The sequence below is a fragment of the Psychrobacillus sp. FSL H8-0487 genome (genome assembly GCF_038008385.1).
In the GTDB taxonomy this organism is placed as follows: Bacteria; Bacillota; Bacilli; order Bacillales_A; family Planococcaceae; genus Psychrobacillus; species Psychrobacillus psychrotolerans.
The window spans coordinates 2522487-2541359 of sequence record NZ_JBBOZA010000001.1 but is presented as its reverse complement, the minus strand read 5'-3'; the positions used below and the strand labels follow the sequence as shown (position 1 = coordinate 2541359).

Genomic DNA, 18873 nt, shown 5'->3' with positions numbered 1-18873 from the left:
TGACATACAATGTAGATTAGGTAAAATAGATATATATTTTAACGAAGAAAAGTCCGAAGTAGTAATTATACATACTGTGAAGAGAGCTAGCGGTTGGTGAGAGCTAGTCAGTGTATTATGCGAATTACAGGCTTGGAGTTAAACGTACTCACAACGATACGGTGATTGAAGCGGAGGGAATAATTCCTTCAAGCTGGGTGGTACCGCGCTAATTGATTAAGCGTCCCTGCATGATTTTTTATCATGTGGGGACTTTTTTATTTTAAGGAGGCAATATTAATGACGAATTTATTGGATGATTTAGCTTGGAGAGGTCTTCTATACCAACAAACCGATGCTGAGGGCATGGAACAGCTTCTTAGTAAGGAAAAAGTATCATTATACTGTGGAGTAGATCCTACAGCTGATAGCATGCATATAGGACATATTGTGCCGCTTCTTACTTTAAGACGTTTCCAAATGCATGGACATAGACCAATTCTTTTAGTTGGTGGTGCAACTGGAATGATAGGGGATCCCTCTGGTCGTTCAGAAGAACGCCAATTACAAACAACAGAGCAGATTGATTTGAATGTTCAAGGTATTAAAAAACAAATGGAGCAAATTTTTGATTTCAATACCGATAATGGTGCACAAATGGTGAATAACAGAGATTGGATCGGCTCTATGGATGTTATTGAATTCCTGAGAGATTTTGGAAAACTAATTAACATTAACTATATGCTGGGAAAAGACTCTATCTCTTCACGTTTAGACACAGGACTTTCTTTTACTGAGTTTGCCTATACACTAATTCAGGGAATTGATTTTAATCATCTATACGATCATTTTGGGTGCCGAGTTCAAGTAGGGGGTTCTGACCAATGGGGAAATATTACTACTGGTTTAGAGGTAATTCGTAAAACACATGATGACAATACAAAGGCTTTCGGTATTACTATACCATTAGTAACGAAAGCTGATGGGACCAAATTTGGTAAGTCTGCATCAGGTTCTGTTTGGTTGGATGCGAAGAAAACATCCCCATACGAGTTTTATCAGTTCTGGATTAATACAGCAGATTCAGATGTTATTAAATACTTGAAAATCTTCACCTTCTTGGAACGTGAAGAAATTGAAGCTTTAGAAGTTACCGTTGAAAACGAAGCCCATTTAAGAAAAGCACAAGCAACTTTAGCAGAGGAAATGACTCGTCTGATCCACGGACAAGAAGCATTGGATCAAGCAATTCGAATTTCACAAGCATTATTTAGTGGCAATTTGAAAGCCTTAACTGCATCAGAAATGAAAGATGCATTTAAAGATGTACCTTCTGTCGAGATGACAAAAGATGAAAAATCTATTGTTGACTTCATAGTTGAGGCTACGGTGTCACCATCTAAGCGCCAGGGACGAGAAGATGTAACAAATGGTGCTATTTCTATTAATGGAGAAAAAGTTACGGATGTTGCATATGTAGTAAGTGGGGCAGACCGGTTAGAAGATGAGTTTATGATTATTCGTCGTGGTAAAAAGAACTATAAAATGATTAAGTTTGTATAAGATAAAAGCTACTTCCCAATACTATAAGGGAAGTAGCTTTTTATAGAGCTAGATGATTAGTTAAAAACCACCACGTTCATCTACGTGATGATTATTTTGTCCATCTTTAACTTGTAACTGTTTCTTTTCGTGCTCGTTTAACTTTTGGTATTCCAAATAACTTTCGCCTGTAACATTGTCTTTTTCCTTCTTATTAGATGTATTTACTGATTTACCTGTTTTCATAGAAAATCCTCCTGTTTCTTAAAAGTTCTTCGTTAGTATTGACCAGTTTTGTGTAATTAGTCACAAATTTAACAAGAAGATTCAAAAAGAAAGCATTACTAGTTAAAAAAGTACATGAAATAGTATAAAATGATAAATAGGATAAAGGTTTGGAAATATAAACACATTTTTTTATTATTAGATTGAGGGGACGTTATTAGTGAGTGCAAAGAGATACCTGTTACATCATTTCGATGACTTTTTTGTTGTTCTATTCGAAAAGGATAACAAAGCAAATAAATTAGTTATCTTAAAAGACAAATTTACAGTGAATGCAAAAGAGGGAGATTTATTAGAGGTAGAGATAAATCAAGATAAATCAGGTTATAATTTTAAAATGCTAGAAGAAGAAACAGATAATACGAAAAAAAGATTATTAGACTTAATTGAGAGTATGAAAAAGAAATAACTCCCGATTTTAAAACTAATCTCATTCAGTCTATACACCTTTCTGTTGGATGGAAAGAGGAGAAAGTTCCTCTTCATCCTAGAGGTGTTTTTTTATATACAGATACTATATCAATAAAGAAAAAAGCCTATGGAACCTTGTTTTATCAAGGTTCCATAGGCTTTTAATATCACTCTTTGCGCAATCATATTACCGAGAGCATTGTACTCCCGGTATATATTTTTAGCTAAATAGGTAATGACAATAGAGGAATGTCAATACTGTTCTCATTTCCGGGCAAAAAATCTCGTTTGATCTCACTTACTTCATAAAAATTCTTGCTATTAAAACCGACATCACCTCAACCTTAAATAAGGGGAAGGAAAAAACAAATAAAGAGTAGCTAGAGCTACTCTTTTCTAAAACGTTATTCAACATAGTTTAAAACATTATCGTGAATATCGCTTAAATATCTTTAGTAAATCTCCTTTTCTCTTCTTTTTATTTAATTGATTAAATTTTTAAACCAGTTAATCAGTATAGGGATCTCATCATTATAAATTGTAGCAATGACATTAGTTCCATCTGTTATAATCAGGGAATCCAAAGGGACATTGTTTGCCACTACGACTTCAGATATTCCACTATCCGGCCAGTTAGTTCCACTTAAAAATGGGGGCTCTGCTCCAACTAAAAATCTTGAAGGATCTTTTTCTAGCTGTGAAATCAGCTCATGGTTGAGATTATAACCTACAAATTCATAAACTTGATTATTTACTTCTACGATAATTGTTAATTTATATAATGGTGTTCTAAACAACCTTTTTTGTTCTTTAATGTTAGGTTTAATCTTAAAATTTACTTCTTTTAGTTTCAGTGATTTCGTTTTTTCTACATGGAAAGTTGCGTGGTCTAAATTCATAAGGATCTCCATAGGCTCATTCCTTTATTAACATTTTGTTGTTCCATAACCTGATCCGTTTGTTGAAAATCTACCTTTCTTAATTACATAATTAGCCCCAATAAACTTCTTTTTGATGTTTTATCTTGCATTTTCGAATGATAAGAAAAAGCCTTCGAAACCCTGTATTAACAAGGTTTCGAAGGCTTTTAATATCACTCTTTGCAGAGCAATAATATTAACGAGAGTAGTACTCAACGATAAGAGCTTCGTTGATTTCAGCAGCTAATTCTCCGCGTTCTGGGTTACGAACGAAAGTACCAACTTTGTTGTCTGCATCAAAAGTTAAGTATTCTGGTACGAAGTTGTTAATTTCCATTGATTCGTTTACAACATCAAGGTTTTGAGATTTTTCACGAAGAGAAATTTCTTGACCTGCTTTTAAACGGAATGAAGGAATATCAACGCGTTTACCATCAACCATAACGTGACCGTGGTTTACTAATTGACGTGCTCCACGACGTGTGCGAGCAAGACCTAAACGGTAAACAATGTTATCAAGGCGAGTTTCAAGAAGAATCATGAAGTTTTCACCATGTTTACCTGGCATTTTACCAGCTCTATCAAATAATGTACGGAATTGACGTTCGTTTACACCATAAGTGTGACGAAGTTTTTGTTTTTCTTGTAATTGCATACCGTACTCAGTTAATTTTTTGCGTTGGTTAGGACCGTGTTGTCCTGGTGCGTAAGGGCGTTTTTCTAATTCTTTACCAGTACCGCTTAGTGAAATACCAAGACGACGTGATAATTTCCATGATGGACCTGTATAACGAGACATATATGTCTCCTCCTCTATGTTGGTTTTATTTTGTTGTAAAATAAGACCAGATGTATTCAGACTAGCAGACATTTTGTTTTCATGTATCATCGCCCTAGCAGCCGAGGGTTACGGGATACACCATCTATAGTATAGAGGAACAAAATGAGCAATCTAGGCCATACAACTGCTGCATTTATTTTACACAAATTTCATTGTATCTCTATATCTATCGAAAGTCAAACGATAATCAAAGTCAAAAATAATTACAAAAATAGCGTAGACATAGAAAGGATAAATAGGATAAAATATAGTTATATTGAATTATTAGTAACTATGCTAAAAGTATCATAATTTACTCTTGGAAAGCTGAGAGGTGAACTAATGGAAAGCGAAAATACAATTATTGGTCTTAAAAGTAGAATACTTGACATTTGGAATGAAAATGTATTCACTCATGAATCCAGTATTAAATGGTTTGATGACTTGAAAAATATCTTATTTGAATTTTTTGATATAAAAGAAGCGAAGTATTACATATATGATGCGGAAACTTTTTTACAACTTTCATGGAATCACTCTTTTGCGAAAAAGCTCAATGCTATTAAATGGGTAGAGATAGAGCCATTGTTCTATGATAAAGACATAATAGATGCTCACAAACTACAACTAAAAGACTGTACTGAAAATGATGTAGCTTTATTGTTAAGAGATAAAGAATTGCATCCATTAGGATTAATCATAATGGAATCCTCAGAAAAGTGGATAGAATTTTCAAAAACAACTCAACTAGATATATTCTTGACTACTATTACTAAATTAGTTAAAACGATTAGAAAATCTGTTTATTTAACACAGCAGGAGAGCCAGTTTAGAAATTTGTTCAATGTAACGAAAATGTTTAATTCGACATTAGATATCGGTCAAATATTAGAGGGTACATTAAACTCTATTGAAAATGCATTTCCAAAATTTAAATCTATACTTATTTTATCAAATGATCAGGATCGTAAAACGTCTGCTCCATATAAATTATTCGATTATACAACAGAAAGAAATACTACCGTGGAGGCATATGTATCTGGTGAAATAACGACAGAATTAGCGCAAGATTTAGGTGTAAGATTACTGAATATTCCTATTGTCGGAAAGCAAGGTATCTATGGAATTTTACAAATGTCCACACCTTTAGACTATTTATTTTCAATTAGACAAAAAGAATTTGCAGTTTTACTTGCTAGAGCAGCCGGCAATGCATTAGAAAATGCTAAACTATACATCCAATCACATCGGTTAGTTTCCGATCTACAATTAATCAACGAAACTTCGCATAAATTGAATATGAATTTATCATTAGATGAGATGGTTGTTTTTTTACGCAATCAATTAATGAAGTTTTTCCACCCAGAGCATGTAGGTTTTGTGTTTATAGAAAATGACGAATATAAAATATCACCAGCAAGTACGGATGTATTTCATACGATGGAAGGGCATCTTTATATTCAATATGTCACGAATCACTTTAAAAGTGAGAAGGATTCTTTATTTATCGCCGATTTCAATCGTCTAATAGAGTCAAAATATGAGTACCGCTCATTAGTGGCAATTCCTTTAAAAGAACAAAATAATATAACCGGGTTTAGTATAATCTTGCATAAGGAACCCTATTTTTTCTCTTTTGACAACTACAAATTAATGCAGTCTTTGATACAACATTCATCTTTAGCTATAAGTAATTCTACATTAAGATACAAGCTACAAAAAATGGTGGATCGAGATCATTTAACGAATCTTTTTGCACGAAATTATTTAGATAGGTTCGTTGAAGATGCGATGGAATCAGATGACCAAGGTGTCTTCGTCCTTATTGATATCGATAACTTTAAACGTATTAATGATACACATGGGCATCAAATTGGGGATGAGATTCTAAAACAAATAGCAAGAGTCATACAAGGAATGATTAAAAACAAAGGAGTTAGTGCGAGATGGGGTGGAGAAGAGTTAGCCCTCTATTTATCTCATATGTCCCTAGAGCAAGGAGTGGAAATGAGCAGACAATTACTGGCGGCCATTCCTCAAAAGACCAACCCTTCTGTAACAGTGTCTATTGGTATATCGCACTGGTCTGGAAGTGATAATTTGAGTTTTAATAATCTCTTTCACAATGCGGATACAGTATTGTACGAAGCAAAAAATAATGGGAAAAATCAGCTATGTATTTATAAGGCATCTCACTCTTCTTGATGAGGTGTCTTTTCTTTTTATAGAATTCCATGTACACTAGATGTAAGCGTTTACAATAAGGGGTGTTTTTATGAGTAATTCAAATTTTTCAAAAGAGACAATGTATATCCATAAAGGGTATAAAACGGGAGATCATCAAGATAGCCTAGCTGTTCCACTTTATCAGACGTCGACATTTGCATTTGACACTGCGGAACAGGGTGAAAGAAGGTTCGCAGGGGAAGAACCAGGGGGAATTTATTCAAGGTTAGGGAACCCGACCGTACAAGTATTAGAGGAACGGATTGCCGCAATGGAGCTAGGGGAAGGTGCACTAGCTTTTGGTTCTGGAATGGCAGCGGTGAGTACTATATTAGTTCACCTTACTAAATCAGGTGATCATATCCTATGTACGAGAGGGATTTATGGTTGTACATTTGGATTGCTGAAAATTTTGAAAGAAAAATATGATATTTCACATGACTTAAAGACTTTAATGACTGAAGAAGAGATAGAAAATGCTATTAAACCAAATACAACTTGTATATATATAGAAACACCAATTAATCCAACGATGGAAATCGTGGATATCGAGCAAATAACAAAAGTTGCTAAGAAACATGGTATTCCGGTAGTTGTAGATAATACATTTTCCTCCCCGTACTTACAAAATCCGATAGAACTAGGAGCAGATTTCGTACTGCATAGTGCGACAAAATACATTAATGGGCACGGTGATGTTATTGCTGGAATCCTAGTAGGAAGAGATAAAGGGGAAATGGAGACAATTCGCGGCACTGTACAAAAAGACTTTGGCGGCATTATTTCGCCATTCGATGCTTGGCTATTAATACGCGGATTAAAAACATTGCATGTTCGCATGGACAGACATTCGGAAAATGCTAGTAAAGTATTCGACTTTTTGAAGGCACATGCATCTGTTGAGCATATCTATTATCCGTTTGATGTAGATAATCCACAATATCATGTAGCGAAGAAACAGATGAAAGCCGGGGGTGGTCTTATTTCTTTCACTATAAAAGGAGGAGTGAAAGAGGCACAAAAATTGATGAATGAACTAAAACTGATAAAAATTGCAGTTAGTTTAGGAGATGCTGAGACTTTGATCCAGCATCCTTACACAATGACTCATTCTGTTGTACCGGAAAAAGAAAGATTAGAGATGGGGATAACAGGCGGCCTGTTAAGACTTTCTGTAGGGCTTGAGAACTCTAGTGATATTATAGAAGATTTACAGCAAGCTTTATCTAATATGTAAAAAGTGGAAGGAGATATCTCCTTCCACTTTTTGCTGCATAATAAGAGTCTTTTTAAAAGACGTGGAGCTTTTGTGAGGGAATATCTCTTTGTGTCTAAGGGAAGGGATATGCGCGTCTGAATAATTATGGAGGTAAATGGTAATTTTAATTTTGAATAATCCGAATGAAACATACTCAACCATTGTGGAAAAAGAAAACGGTGTCGGAAGTAAGAATACTCCCGGTAACCATTTGTAAAGAGATCTTAGCTTCTTATTTTCTCGCAGACCCTCTGCTAACTAAAGCACTAAATGTGGTGTGTTTATATATCGAAGGCGAAGTCATAGCAGTTAGCAGAGCTCCGTAATTAAGGGAGAATGCAACTTCATCACCCGATTTTAAATAATTATTATTAGCATCCAAAATAATATGATCACTACTCGAACCAATTATCTCAAGTGGGAGGAGGGGTGTTAATCCAGAGACGAGGACATCTTGTCGCCCAACACCCACAATTATTCTTCTAATTATTCCGTTGTCCGGAAATGATATAAATTCTCCAAAAGCATTTCTACCCCTCATGCCGGTCGGTACAGAAGGTTTTAGTTTCGACTCAATTACTTCCGCAAAAAAGGAAAATGCATCTGTGAATAAATTGGGAATAGGTTCGCCTTTTACCGTCTCACAGCCTAAAAATATAGATTCACCAAGACGCATATTATTGACTTCTCTTACATCCGTCGTATTCATAAGCCAATTATGGTTTGCGGAGTTACCCCCTGAAACATAAGGGAAGGGTAAATTGAACTTTCGTTTCATTCTTTTTACGAGTGAAGAAAACAATTGCATTTTGTGCTCTGTAGGGATGACTCCACCAAAGCAAGCAAAGTTTGCACCAATACCCGCAATTTGAATATTAGGGAATATAATCACTTCTTCAATAAAGGCAGCAACTTCATTTAGCAATATGCCTTCTCGTAAATCTCCCATTTCAACCATTATAATAATTTGATGTATTTTCTTCTGTTTCTTCGCTTCAGCTGAGAGGGCACGAACAACTTCGATTTCTGTATTCATACTAATATCTGCAAACTCTATAACTTTTTGAATTTCACTCATTGCAGGAGTACGTAATAATATGAATGTTGCTTGTAAATTTGCCATCTTCATTTTTTCTATATTAGAAATTTTGGAATCTGCAATACTCTTAATCCCGCTATCTATCAGCACTTTTACTACTTCTGGTTTGGCAAATACCCCTTTGACGACTCCTGTAATATGAACGCCTTTTGCTTCATACAACTCTCTTAATGTTGTCGCATTATGCTTAATTTTATCTAAGTTAATTTCAATTCTAGGGTTAGATACCATTTAAGATACAACCAGTTTCGCGCTGTTTTGTAGAGATGGGAAAAATTCAATAATAGAGTCAATTATATTATCAGAACCTGTAGTTAATAAATCTGTTACTGGTAATTGGAAGGTTTGCTCATATTCACGAATAGTAGTATTAACTTCCTGATGGTCCATACCTTCATGATTAAGGGTAATACCGATTACTTTTGTCTCACTGAAATGCTCAATAAGGTCTATCTCACTTTGGACACTTGGCATGTTCACAAAAGGGAAATCTCCTAACACTTTTCTTTTTGGGGGATGTTGTAGAATAACAGCTTTTGGTCTAGATCCTCTTAAAATACCACATGAACTTGCATAAGCAGGATGACTTAGAGCGCCTTGTCCTTCAACAATAATAATATCAGGATTATCTGTATTATTTGCACGTACTACTTCACTTTCAAGTTCACCAATAACGTATTGTAATGGAAAAGCATCCATTGCAAAACCATAAGCAGCCCCTTGTATAAGCCCAGTTTGTCCGGTTGCTATAAAAGCAGTTTTATATCCTCTTGCCTTCAATGCTTTTTCAATAATCACTGCAGATGTTCGCTTCCCACAAGCCCCATCAGTTCCTAAAACTGTAATAATAGGAGTGGTTACTTTAAGGATATCACCGGTAAATAACTTCCATGAATCTTTTGGTTTAGGCTTTCGAATATCTTGTATTTCTACCCCATAACGAGTAGCAATGCTCATCATTTCTTCATCTTCTGTAAGAAATTCTTGAAGTGGATTGATAATATGAAGACCAGCTTGCATTGCGGATATAATAACTTCTCGTTCATTGTCTTTTAAGAAAGCATCTGAGGGGGCGATTCCAAATATGAAATAAGTAGGTTTTTGAGGTGAGCATTCGATAGCATCTTCTAAGTTTTTACACAATGGAATGCCATTCTTTTTGTTATCTAAAAATTGACCTGAGTCTAGGCCGTTTTTTGTGCTATCGATAACGGCAGTTATAGAATAATTGCCAGGTTCACGTATTAATCCATTGGCCGTCTTTCCATCCATCGAACTAAATTGGCCCTCACAATAAATAATTGCATTTTTCTTCATTGACCTTACCTCCAAGTAAATCTGTTTTCTAGATAAAAAAAGAACATCTGGTACACCCTAATAAAAGGGGAAATAGATGTTCAATAAGAAATAGATTTAGTTTTATTATGACAATTATCAAGCATTTGATTCAAATTATTTAGTATACAAGACCTATTATACACCTTTTTTTTCCAAAAGTAAAATATTTACACAGCTTATGAGTGAAAAGCCGTCCAGGCGACATGTTAGAGCTTTACGAAAAAAATAAGGCGCCCTCTATTCAACATGAACAGAAAGTGCCTTATTATTAATCGTATAACAATTTCAAATTTAAATGTGCTTCACTAATACATCGATAAACTGTTCCAGTCCTTCTGCATCTTGCTCCGAGAATCGATCCTTAATAGGACTGTCGATATCCAAAACACCTACTAGCTTACCGTCTTTAGTAATGGGAACCACAATCTCAGATTGTGATGCAGCATCGCAGGCGATATGACCTGGATAAGCGTGTACGTCTGGTACGATAACTGTCTCTTGTTTTGTAGCGGCAGCTCCACAAACACCTCTACTCAGTGGAATTCTAACACAAGCAGGTAATCCTTGGAATGGACCTAAGACAAGCTCTCCATCTTCCATTAGATAAAAACCAACCCAATTAATCTGATCAAAAAATTGATTTAATAATGCCGAAGCATTACTAAAATTAGCAATTGCATTAGTTTCTCCCGTTAAAAGAGCGTCCAGTTGTTTAGAAAGCATATTATAATTTGCAGTTACATCTTCAGAGTATGCTGATTTCGTGAACATATTTTCATTCTCCATTCTATAGTAAGTTACTTATATTATTGTAAAACTGATGTAGATCTTTTGCTTGATGTGCGTCAGACCCAAAAACAAGAGGAATTTCTAGTTCCTTCGCAAGCTTTATATAAGGAAGCGGAGGATACACTTCTAAACAATATGGCTTAGCTAATCCGGCGGTATTAACATCCAGTTCTAGCTGTTGATGTTTGATTTCTTTTAAAATATTTACTATATCTTCATGGTCTTGTACTACTTCCGTAAGTGTATGTTGAAATTTATGCACTAACGTAATATGACCTATTCTCCGTGGTTTATAGTCGCCTAGATTACTCGTTATTGAATCTATCAATGTTTTATAATACAATTTATACACAGCCATTGGGCTTCCAAGCCGTTCGACAAATTCTGTGAACGTAGATTTAGAGAAGTCAATACAAGTATAGTCATTTTCAAATTTTAAAAAATGAACAGATAAAATAGAGTCATCTAAATATTTTCCATATGTATTTAAAAAAGAAGTAATATTTTGTTCAAACCCAGATATAAAATCGACTTCTAAGCCTGTAGAAATAACAATATCTTTCTTGTATTCTTTTTTCAACTTTTGTAACTTGGTAATATAAGACTCTAAATGGGTCATGCTCATTCCACTATCCTTATCAGGGGTGGGATCTATAAAACCTAAAGGTAGAGGAGCATGTTCTGTAAATGTGATGGTGTCAAAACCACTTTGTATGGCTTTTTCAATATACAGATGAAAGGAATCTTCTGTTCCATGTGGACAATAAGGTGTGTGGATATGCCCATCCTTTTTCAATAAAAATCAGCCTCCAAACTATAGAAATATAATTTTTAAAAAGAATTAACAGTTTTTCTCTTGTTTATGAAACAATAACATAAAAAGCATGGTAAGATATAGAGTAGTATTGGAAATAGAACTTTTTGAATTTGGAACAGGGGGCTTACGATGAAGTATATCATCCCAGCAGTTATTATACTTTTAGGAATTGCAATTTTTGCATTTATCATAAGACGAAAACATAACGTAGAAATAGAAAGATTAGAACATGAGAAACATCAAATTCAAAATAAACCGATTTTAGAAGAAATGACAAAAGTAAAACAGCTGAATATGAATGGGCAAACCGAGGAAATGTTTGAAAGATGGAGAAATGCATGGACAGAAGTAATGGATGTGCATATGCCAAAAATCGATGTTCTATTATTTGACGCAGAAGAAAGTATAGATAGATTTATATTTCCGAAAGCGACTAAAATTGAAAAAGAAATTCAAATATTGATAACACTTTGTGATAAGAAAATGTCCGAAATTTTAATCGAACTCGAAGATTTAATAGGTAGTGAAGAAAAAAACCGTATCGAGATGGAACAGTTAAAAGATCAACATCGTGCAGCTAGAAAAACACTTCTTGCACATCAGTACTCATTTGGAGAAGCAGTGAAGGCGTTGGAACAAAAGCTGGAGTCTTTCATTCCACTGTTTGATGAGTTCGATCGACTAACGGATACAGGTAACTATTTAAGTGCCCGTGAACTAGTTATTACTGTCCAAGAAGATGGCCAAAAATTCTTCCCTAAATTACATGATATTCCTACAGTATTATCTGATATACAACATAAAATACCAGCCATTATTCATGAGTTACGTAATGGACAAAAAGAGATGGAAGAGAGTTCTTACTACTTACAGCATCTCGAAATGAATCAAAAATTAGACTCCATAGAAGCCGAACTTGTGGAATTAAAACAAGCAATTATTGAATTGCATGTCGGGAAAACAATGAGCAGAGTGGAAGAGTTAAAAGATGAATTAGATACATTTTATGATTTACTGGAAAAAGAAGTGCTTGCGAAAAAATATGTGGATCAATATAAAGAGCAAACAGGCTCTCGCTTACGAGAAGTTACTACTGTTACACGAGCTGTTAGTGAAGAAGCTGCGTATGTTCAACAGAGCTATCGTCTGCCAGAAAAAGAGGCGGAAATTCCCCAAAGTTGTTTAAAAGAGCTAGAGGAATTAGAGAAAAAGTATGAATTGCTTTCCAGTCGCGTAGAAGAAGAGCAATCTGCGTACTCAAGCCTACAAGAAGAGTTAAATGAAATTGCTGAAGAAATTGATCGACTATATGAAGAACAAGACCGATTTGCAAATCGATTGAAAAATCTTCGAATAGATGAAAATAATGCACGTGAAAAGCTGGATGAACTAAAGGATTTATTACATGATACCGATCGTATGTTACAAAAAGCCAATATACCTGGAATCCCAGAAGATATGGATGTTCGTTTAGAAGAAGCAGAAGAGCACATTTATGTAGCAATGCAAAGTCTGCAAGAAGTACCTTTAAATATGTCTCTAGTAGATAATTACTTAGAAAAAGCAGAGGCTTGTATGGAAGAAGTACATAGCAGAGCAAAAGAAATGCTTGAAAATGTTTTACTAACAGAAAAAATCATTCAATATGGTAACCGCTATCGTGCAAGTCACCCGCAAGTTCATGCAAAACTGTTAGAAGCAGAGGAAGCGTTTAGGCAACTGCGATATTCTAAGGCTCTTGAAGATGCAGCGACAGCTGTCGAAGAGGTAGAACCGGGAGCTTTAAAGAAAATTGATACATTAGTGAAGGAAGACGCTTGGCGTACATAATCATACGATTTAAAGAACAGTATGAAATTGAGATGTTTGAAAATCATATTTTGTATACAAACGTGAACCACCTCACTATGTGACGGTGGTTTTTTTCCGAAAAGGAGAGTTATTGAAATGATTTATTTAGATAATAGTGCGACGACCAAAGTACATCCAGAGGTATTAAATACGTTCGTCGCTGTGAACGAAAAATTTTGGGCAAATCCTGCATCAATTCATACATTTGGACATCAGACAAATGAATTGTTACAATCTGCTAGAGAACAAATTGCAGACATATTGAAAACGTCAAATGAAAAAATATTTTTTACATCTGGGGGAACAGAGTCCAATAACTTAGCGATATTCGGTTTAGCTCATAAATATAAGCAACGAGGGAAACATGTATTAATTTCTGAGATTGAACATCCTTCTATTATAGAAACAGCTAAAAAATTGAGCGAAATAGGGTTTGACGTTGAGTGGATTCCCGTCAACTCAGAGGGCATCATTATATTGGATACACTAGAAAAACTGGTTCGAAAAGATACTATATTGGTTAGTGTTATGCACGTGAACAATGAAACAGGTGCTATACAACCAATAGAAGAACTTTCTAAAATTGTTAGAGCACAAAGCAGAGCGCTTATTCACATGGACGCTGTTCAGAGCTTCGGGAAAATTCCAGTTGACTTTAAAATCTTGGATATTGATGCTATTACGATCTCTTCTCATAAAATACACGGATTAAAAGGCTCGGGATTACTTGCATTAAAAAAATTCATCGAAATAGAACCGATATTATACGGTGGAGGACAGGAATCGGGTATTCGCAGTGGTACAACCTCCGTACCTTTGGCAGTTGCTACAGCGAAAGCGATAAGATTAGCTGTAACAGACTTACAAAACAACATTTTAAAATTACAAACACTCTCGGACGATTTGATGGTATATTTAAATACTTTTCCTTCTGTTAAAGTAATATCTCCAGCAAAAAAAGCACCACATATTGTTACATTTTCGGTGCAAAAAGTTAAAGGTGAAGTAATGATTAATGCATTGCAGGAACAGGATATCATTGTATCCACTAGTAGTGCATGCTCCTCCAGACAAACAAAAACAAGTCATGTACTAAAGGCTATGCATATTTCGGATGATTATATAAAAGGCGTATTAAGAGTAAGCCTTAGTACCCTTAATAACCAACAAGAAATAGACCAATTTAAAATTGTATTCAAGCGTGTCATGAATGTAATTAAAGGAGATTAAAATAGGATGAAATGGGAAAAAATATTAGTACGTTATGGTGAACTATCAACGAAAGGGAAAAATAGAAAGCAGTTTATTTCACATTTACGAAATAATATTAGGTTTTCATTTGTTGATTTGCCAAATATTAAAATACAAGCGGAAAGAGATCGCATGTTTTTAACATCAACTGATGATTCGGAAATTGAGGCACTAATAACACGATTACCTAAAATCTTTGGGATTCAATCGTTTAGTCCAGTAGCTTCTTGTTCTAAAGAAATGGATGATATTCAAGCAACTGCACTTCAAATTATGGATAGTTTAGACAGTCAAGATAAAACGTTTCGTGTTACTGTAAAACGTTCAGATAAGTTTTTTCCACTGGATACATACGAGTTACAAAGTGTCGTAGCAAGTAATGTATTAAGACAATACCCAAGTTTAAAAGTTCAAATGAAGAAACCAGAAATAGATTTACGTATTGAAGTATTAAATGATGCAGTATATATGATGGCACAGGTTATTCCTGGAGCAGGTGGTATGCCTTTAGGTTCAAATGGTCGTTCGTTACTTATGTTATCAGGAGGGATTGATAGTCCTGTAGCTGGATACATGTTATTAAAACGTGGCGTTCGGCTCGATGCAATACATTTTCATAGTCCACCGTTCACAAGTGAAAGATCGAAGGAAAAAGTAATGGATCTAGCCAATCAGTTAAGTCATTTTGGTGCAACTGTAAGACTACATGTCATACCTTTTACAGATATACAACAAAGTATACAAGCTCAAATACCTGAAAATGTATCGATGACTACGACTAGACGGTTAATGATGAAAATTGCTGATCTTGTTCGAGAAGAAATAGGAGCATTAGGAATTGTTACTGGGGAAAGCTTAGGTCAGGTAGCAAGTCAAACTTTGGAAAGCTTAACTGCAATAAATGCAGTTACGTCTACGCCAATTTTCAGACCACTAATCTCTATGGATAAGCTTGATATTATTGATATTGCCCGGGAAATAGGGACTTACGAAACTTCCATCTTGCCATACGAGGATTGTTGTACTATCTTTACACCATCTTGTCCAAAAACTAAACCTAAACTCGAGAAAGTGGAATACTACGAGAGCTTTAAGGATTTTGATGAATTAATAACAGAAGCAGTGCAAAATAGAGAAGTTCTTTCATTCCCTATGAAGAAGGCTAATGATTTTTCAAACCTCCTTTAGTAAATGACAAAATATACCTTTTATCCTCCATGTATGAATTAGATGAAAATGAACAATCTAATTTCACAAGGAGGTGAGGAACATGCCAAACAACAACAACTCAAATCAACTTCTAGTACCTGGAGTAAAACAAGCACTTGATCAAATGAAATATGAGATCGCTCAAGAGTTTGGAGTACAACTTGGTGGTGAAGCATCATCGCGTGCCAACGGATCCGTAGGCGGAGAAATTACTAAGCGATTAGTTGCACAAGCCCAACAACAAATGAACGGATTCCAAAAATAAGTGAATTAAGAAAACCGGTAGCCTAAGCTGCCGGTTTTTTTATTGATAGGCGTATTCCAACCTACCTCTACCAAAGTCATCAATAATAGCTGTATACTATCTGAAAATTTAAATTTTATTAACCAATGTGGCTAATTTTCCTCTATAATTAAAATAGTACAAAGGAGGAAATCAAATGAATAATCAAAATTTAATTGCTCCAGAACATTATAATCTCATTACTGAGTTCGAAAAGTATGCAGTAGACGATGAAAAGTTAGCTATAATATGGGAATCTGAAGATGGTCAGCAGAAAAAAAGTACATATAAAAATTTAATACAGAGAGCTAATAAGATAGCTAATCTTTTTACCCGTAAAGGTCTCCAAAAAGGAGATGTGGTATTAATAATGGTACCACGGTTAATCGAGGCTTATGAAATTTATATAGGTGCACTAAAAGCCGGGCTAGTTGTTATCCCAAGTTCCGAAATGCTTCGCGCAAAGGATATTGAATATCGCTTGACACATAGTGAAGCGAAGGCAATTATTGCATACGAACCATTTTTAGATCAATTTGAAGATGTTCGGAATTTAGACGAGCAACTATTATTAGTAATCGGTAATAAGAAAGACAATTGGATATCTTTAACGGAAGAAATACAAGCCGAATCAGATGAATTTCAAACAATTGATACGCTAAGGGATGACATGGCATTCCTATCGTATACGAGTGGTACTACCGGAAATCCTAAAGGTGTAGTCCATACCCATGGATGGGCGTTTGCCCATTTACGCACTTCTGGGCCGAACTGGTTGGCAATACAAGAAGGAGATGTAGTGTGGGCTACAGCAAGTCCGGGCTGGCAAAAATGGATTTGGAGTCCATTCTTAGCGACACTGGGTAGCGGAGCAATTGGTTATGTATATAACGGTAAATTTGAACCCAAAAAATACTTAACAATTATTCAAGAGCAAAAAGTAAATATTCTTTGTTGTACACCTACTGAGTACCGGATTATGGCTAAAGTAGATACATTAAACGAGTATAATCTTTCTTCGCTTCAGAGTGCTGTTTCTGCAGGAGAACCATTGAACAGAGAAGTAATTGAAACGTTTGAAAAAGTATTTGGTCTAGAGGTCCGAGATGGCTATGGCCAAACTGAAAATACATTGCTTGTTGGAACGATGAAGGGCATGGAGGCAAGACCAGGTTCCATGGGCAAACCAACACCGGGTAATACAGTGGAAATTATCAATGATTTCGGGAAGATTTGTGCTACTGGAGAAGTTGGAGATATAGCTGTTCATATTGAAACGCCAGCACTATTTAAAGAGTACTTAAAAGATCCTGAACGAACCTCTATGCAATTTAGAGGAGATTATTATATTACAGGTGACCGAGCGAAAAAAGATGAAGATGGATACTTCTGGTTTGAAGGGCGCGGAGACGATATTATTATTAGCTCAGGCTATACAATTGGACCTTTTGAAGTAGAAGACGCATTGACAAAACACCCAGCTGTTCAAGAATGTGCAGTAATTGGGGCGCCGCATCCGGAAAGAGGCAGCATTGTTAAAGCATTTGTTGTGTTACGTGATGCATCCTTAGCAGGATCTGAGGATTTAATAAAAGAACTACAAAATCATGTGAAACAAATAACCGCACCCTATAAATACCCAAGAGAAATTGAATTTATCGACGAATTACCAAAAACAACATCTGGGAAAATTAGAAGATTAGATTTGCGACAAAAAGAACAGAGTAAAAGTCGATCATAAAAATTAAAATGGTTTATCAAACACGAAGAGATCATACCTCTTCGTGTTTTCTTATTTACTTTAATGCTCTAAAGCAATATAATGATTTAATATTTCGAGTTACAAAGTAAAGAGGTGCTTTTATTGGGTTCAGAAGAAAAACAAGGAATCATATTTGTAGTACTGGCATATGTATTTTGGGGTTTCATGCCAATTTACTGGAAGTTATTAGAGCATGTTTCTAGTGATGAAATACTTTCAGGTAGAGTAATTTGGTCATTCATTTTTACCTTCATGTTAGTAATTGTAGGTAGAAATTTAAATCAGCTGAGATTAGATTTGAAGGATTTATGGGCTAATCAAAAATCTTTTTGGGGGCTATTTCTAGCTTCTTATCTTGTATCAGGAAATTGGTTTACATACATATATGCAGTAAACGCAGGTTATATCGTACAAACAAGTTTGGGGTATTATATAAACCCACTTCTTTCTATATTGTTGGGGATTGTATTTTTAAAAGAAAGACTATCCAGAGCACAACAGTTTTCTGTACTACTAGCTGCTGTAGGAGTGATTATTCTAACTGTTTCTTACGGTGGAATTCCGTGGATAGCTTTTACGCTTGCCATAACGTTTGCTTTATATGGTCTGATTAAGAAAAGTATTAAAATCGATGCATTAAGAGGATTAACGATTGAAACTTTTTTTGTTTTACCTGTTGCTCTCGTATACTTTATCTATTTAGTAGTATCAGACAAGGCGGTATTTTTTAATACCGATGCTCCTACTGTCATCCTACTCATTTTCACGGGTGTTGCAACTGCCGTGCCTTTGATCTTGTTTGCTAAGGGAACTAAGACAATGCCACTGTATATGTCAGGATTTTTTCAATATATTGCACCAACGTTAATGCTGCTAGTTGGAATATTTTTATACGACGAGGCATTTAGTAAAATAGAGTTTTTATCATTTTCATGTATCTGGCTTGCGTTAATACTATTTACGGTTTCCAAAATAATGCAAGTGAGAAAAGTACAAGTTCATAAGTGAAATACCGACAACATTTATTTACACT

The 18873-nt window shown here is 35.1% G+C and carries 17 protein-coding genes and 1 other annotated feature; of the genes, 10 read left to right on the top strand and 7 right to left on the bottom strand.

Annotated features, from left to right (window positions below; all coding sequences use genetic code 11):
- Window positions 1–35 precede the first annotated feature (35 nt).
- Window positions 36–231 (top strand) — a binding site (T-box leader).
- Window positions 232–279: 48 nt separating this feature from the next.
- The gene (gene tyrS / locus MHI47_RS12930; RefSeq protein ID WP_340762950.1) at window positions 280–1542 is read left to right on the top strand and encodes a tyrosine--tRNA ligase; all 1263 of its coding nucleotides are present in this window, start codon (window positions 280–282) and stop codon (window positions 1540–1542) included.
- Window positions 1543–1602: 60 nt separating this feature from the next.
- Here the strand turns inward: tyrS and MHI47_RS12925 are convergent, their stop codons facing one another.
- On the bottom strand, window positions 1603–1767 hold the full coding sequence (locus MHI47_RS12925) for a hypothetical protein (RefSeq protein WP_175496234.1): 165 nt from the start codon (window positions 1765–1767) through the stop codon (window positions 1603–1605).
- 199 nt (window positions 1768–1966) lie between these two features.
- Here MHI47_RS12925 and MHI47_RS12920 point away from each other — a divergent pair, with 199 nt between their 5' ends.
- Complete coding sequence (locus MHI47_RS12920; protein ID WP_175496237.1) at window positions 1967–2215, top strand: DUF3006 family protein; 249 nt, start codon at window positions 1967–1969, stop codon at window positions 2213–2215.
- Window positions 2216–2699: 484 nt separating this feature from the next.
- On the opposite strand, the gene MHI47_RS12915 is transcribed toward MHI47_RS12920, so the two are convergent.
- Together MHI47_RS12915 and rpsD are read right to left on the bottom strand one after the other, a co-directional pair.
- Window positions 2700–3116, bottom strand: coding sequence for a hypothetical protein (locus MHI47_RS12915; RefSeq protein WP_340831087.1), 417 nt, complete (start codon window positions 3114–3116; stop codon window positions 2700–2702).
- A gap of 217 nt (window positions 3117–3333) precedes the next feature.
- Window positions 3334–3936 carry a 30S ribosomal protein S4 gene (gene rpsD / locus MHI47_RS12910; protein ID WP_093536861.1) on the bottom strand — a complete coding sequence of 201 codons (603 nt, stop codon included), beginning with the start codon at window positions 3934–3936 and terminating at the stop codon, window positions 3334–3336.
- A gap of 363 nt (window positions 3937–4299) precedes the next feature.
- On the opposite strand from rpsD, the gene MHI47_RS12905 reads away from it, so the two are divergent.
- Window positions 4300–6162 carry a sensor domain-containing diguanylate cyclase gene (locus MHI47_RS12905; RefSeq protein WP_340831085.1) on the top strand — a complete coding sequence of 621 codons (1863 nt, stop codon included), beginning with the start codon at window positions 4300–4302 and terminating at the stop codon, window positions 6160–6162.
- Window positions 6163–6232: 70 nt separating this feature from the next.
- Window positions 6233–7420, top strand: coding sequence for a methionine gamma-lyase (gene megL / locus MHI47_RS12900; protein ID WP_340831083.1), 1188 nt, complete (start codon window positions 6233–6235; stop codon window positions 7418–7420).
- Window positions 7421–7673: 253 nt separating this feature from the next.
- On the opposite strand, the gene MHI47_RS12895 is transcribed toward megL, so the two are convergent.
- From MHI47_RS12895 to hisJ, 4 genes are all read right to left on the bottom strand, one after another.
- Window positions 7674–8771, bottom strand: coding sequence for an alanine/ornithine racemase family PLP-dependent enzyme (locus MHI47_RS12895; RefSeq protein WP_340831082.1), 1098 nt, complete (start codon window positions 8769–8771; stop codon window positions 7674–7676).
- The gene (locus MHI47_RS12890; RefSeq protein ID WP_340831080.1) at window positions 8772–9857 is read right to left on the bottom strand and encodes a DUF1611 domain-containing protein; all 1086 of its coding nucleotides are present in this window, start codon (window positions 9855–9857) and stop codon (window positions 8772–8774) included.
- 312 nt (window positions 9858–10169) lie between these two features.
- A complete protein-coding gene (locus MHI47_RS12885) occupies window positions 10170–10649 on the bottom strand; it encodes a GAF domain-containing protein (RefSeq protein ID WP_340831078.1) in 480 nt (159 codons plus the stop codon).
- 16 nt (window positions 10650–10665) lie between these two features.
- Window positions 10666–11463 (bottom strand): histidinol-phosphatase HisJ, encoded by a 798-nt coding sequence (gene hisJ / locus MHI47_RS12880; RefSeq protein ID WP_093536867.1) that lies wholly within the window; start codon window positions 11461–11463, stop codon window positions 10666–10668.
- Window positions 11464–11613: 150 nt separating this feature from the next.
- Between hisJ and ezrA the strand changes: the two genes are divergently transcribed.
- The 6 genes from ezrA to rarD all read left to right on the top strand — a co-directional run bounded on the left by ezrA (window position 11614) and on the right by rarD (window position 18848).
- Window positions 11614–13314 carry a septation ring formation regulator EzrA gene (ezrA, locus tag MHI47_RS12875; RefSeq protein ID WP_340762940.1) on the top strand — a complete coding sequence of 567 codons (1701 nt, stop codon included), beginning with the start codon at window positions 11614–11616 and terminating at the stop codon, window positions 13312–13314.
- Between the two features lie 117 nt (window positions 13315–13431).
- Window positions 13432–14565, top strand: coding sequence for a cysteine desulfurase family protein (locus MHI47_RS12870; RefSeq protein WP_340831076.1), 1134 nt, complete (start codon window positions 13432–13434; stop codon window positions 14563–14565).
- Window positions 14566–14571: 6 nt separating this feature from the next.
- Window positions 14572–15774, top strand: a complete 1203-nt coding sequence (gene thiI / locus MHI47_RS12865; RefSeq protein WP_093536870.1) for a tRNA uracil 4-sulfurtransferase ThiI — start codon at window positions 14572–14574, stop codon at window positions 15772–15774.
- Between the two features lie 82 nt (window positions 15775–15856).
- Window positions 15857–16060: an alpha/beta-type small acid-soluble spore protein gene (locus MHI47_RS12860; RefSeq protein ID WP_093536871.1), complete on the top strand. Its 204-nt coding sequence runs from the start codon at window positions 15857–15859 to the stop codon at window positions 16058–16060.
- 175 nt (window positions 16061–16235) lie between these two features.
- The gene (gene mbcS / locus MHI47_RS12855) at window positions 16236–17819 is read left to right on the top strand and encodes an acyl-CoA synthetase MbcS (RefSeq protein ID WP_340831073.1); all 1584 of its coding nucleotides are present in this window, start codon (window positions 16236–16238) and stop codon (window positions 17817–17819) included.
- 123 nt (window positions 17820–17942) lie between these two features.
- The gene (gene rarD / locus MHI47_RS12850; RefSeq protein ID WP_340831071.1) at window positions 17943–18848 is read left to right on the top strand and encodes an EamA family transporter RarD; all 906 of its coding nucleotides are present in this window, start codon (window positions 17943–17945) and stop codon (window positions 18846–18848) included.
- Window positions 18849–18873: the final 25 nt, after the last annotated feature.

Bases quoted from the DNA above. Each gene is read 5' to 3' on its own strand.
- tyrS (WP_340762950.1), top strand. From the start codon at position 280: ATGACGAATTTATTGGATGATTTAGCTTGGAGAGGTCTTCTATACCAA.
- MHI47_RS12925 (WP_175496234.1), bottom strand. From the start codon at position 1,767: ATGAAAACAGGTAAATCAGTAAATACATCTAATAAGAAGGAAAAAGAC.
- MHI47_RS12915 (WP_340831087.1), bottom strand. From the start codon at position 3,116: ATGAATTTAGACCACGCAACTTTCCATGTAGAAAAAACGAAATCACTG.
- rpsD (WP_093536861.1), bottom strand. From the start codon at position 3,936: ATGTCTCGTTATACAGGTCCATCATGGAAATTATCACGTCGTCTTGGT.
- MHI47_RS12905 (WP_340831085.1), top strand. From the start codon at position 4,300: ATGGAAAGCGAAAATACAATTATTGGTCTTAAAAGTAGAATACTTGAC.
- megL (WP_340831083.1), top strand. From the start codon at position 6,233: ATGAGTAATTCAAATTTTTCAAAAGAGACAATGTATATCCATAAAGGG.
- MHI47_RS12895 (WP_340831082.1), bottom strand. From the start codon at position 8,771: ATGGTATCTAACCCTAGAATTGAAATTAACTTAGATAAAATTAAGCAT.
- MHI47_RS12890 (WP_340831080.1), bottom strand. From the start codon at position 9,857: ATGAAGAAAAATGCAATTATTTATTGTGAGGGCCAATTTAGTTCGATG.
- MHI47_RS12885 (WP_340831078.1), bottom strand. From the start codon at position 10,649: ATGTTCACGAAATCAGCATACTCTGAAGATGTAACTGCAAATTATAAT.
- ezrA (WP_340762940.1), top strand. From the start codon at position 11,614: ATGAAGTATATCATCCCAGCAGTTATTATACTTTTAGGAATTGCAATT.
- MHI47_RS12870 (WP_340831076.1), top strand. From the start codon at position 13,432: ATGATTTATTTAGATAATAGTGCGACGACCAAAGTACATCCAGAGGTA.
- thiI (WP_093536870.1), top strand. From the start codon at position 14,572: ATGAAATGGGAAAAAATATTAGTACGTTATGGTGAACTATCAACGAAA.
- MHI47_RS12860 (WP_093536871.1), top strand. From the start codon at position 15,857: ATGCCAAACAACAACAACTCAAATCAACTTCTAGTACCTGGAGTAAAA.
- mbcS (WP_340831073.1), top strand. From the start codon at position 16,236: ATGAATAATCAAAATTTAATTGCTCCAGAACATTATAATCTCATTACT.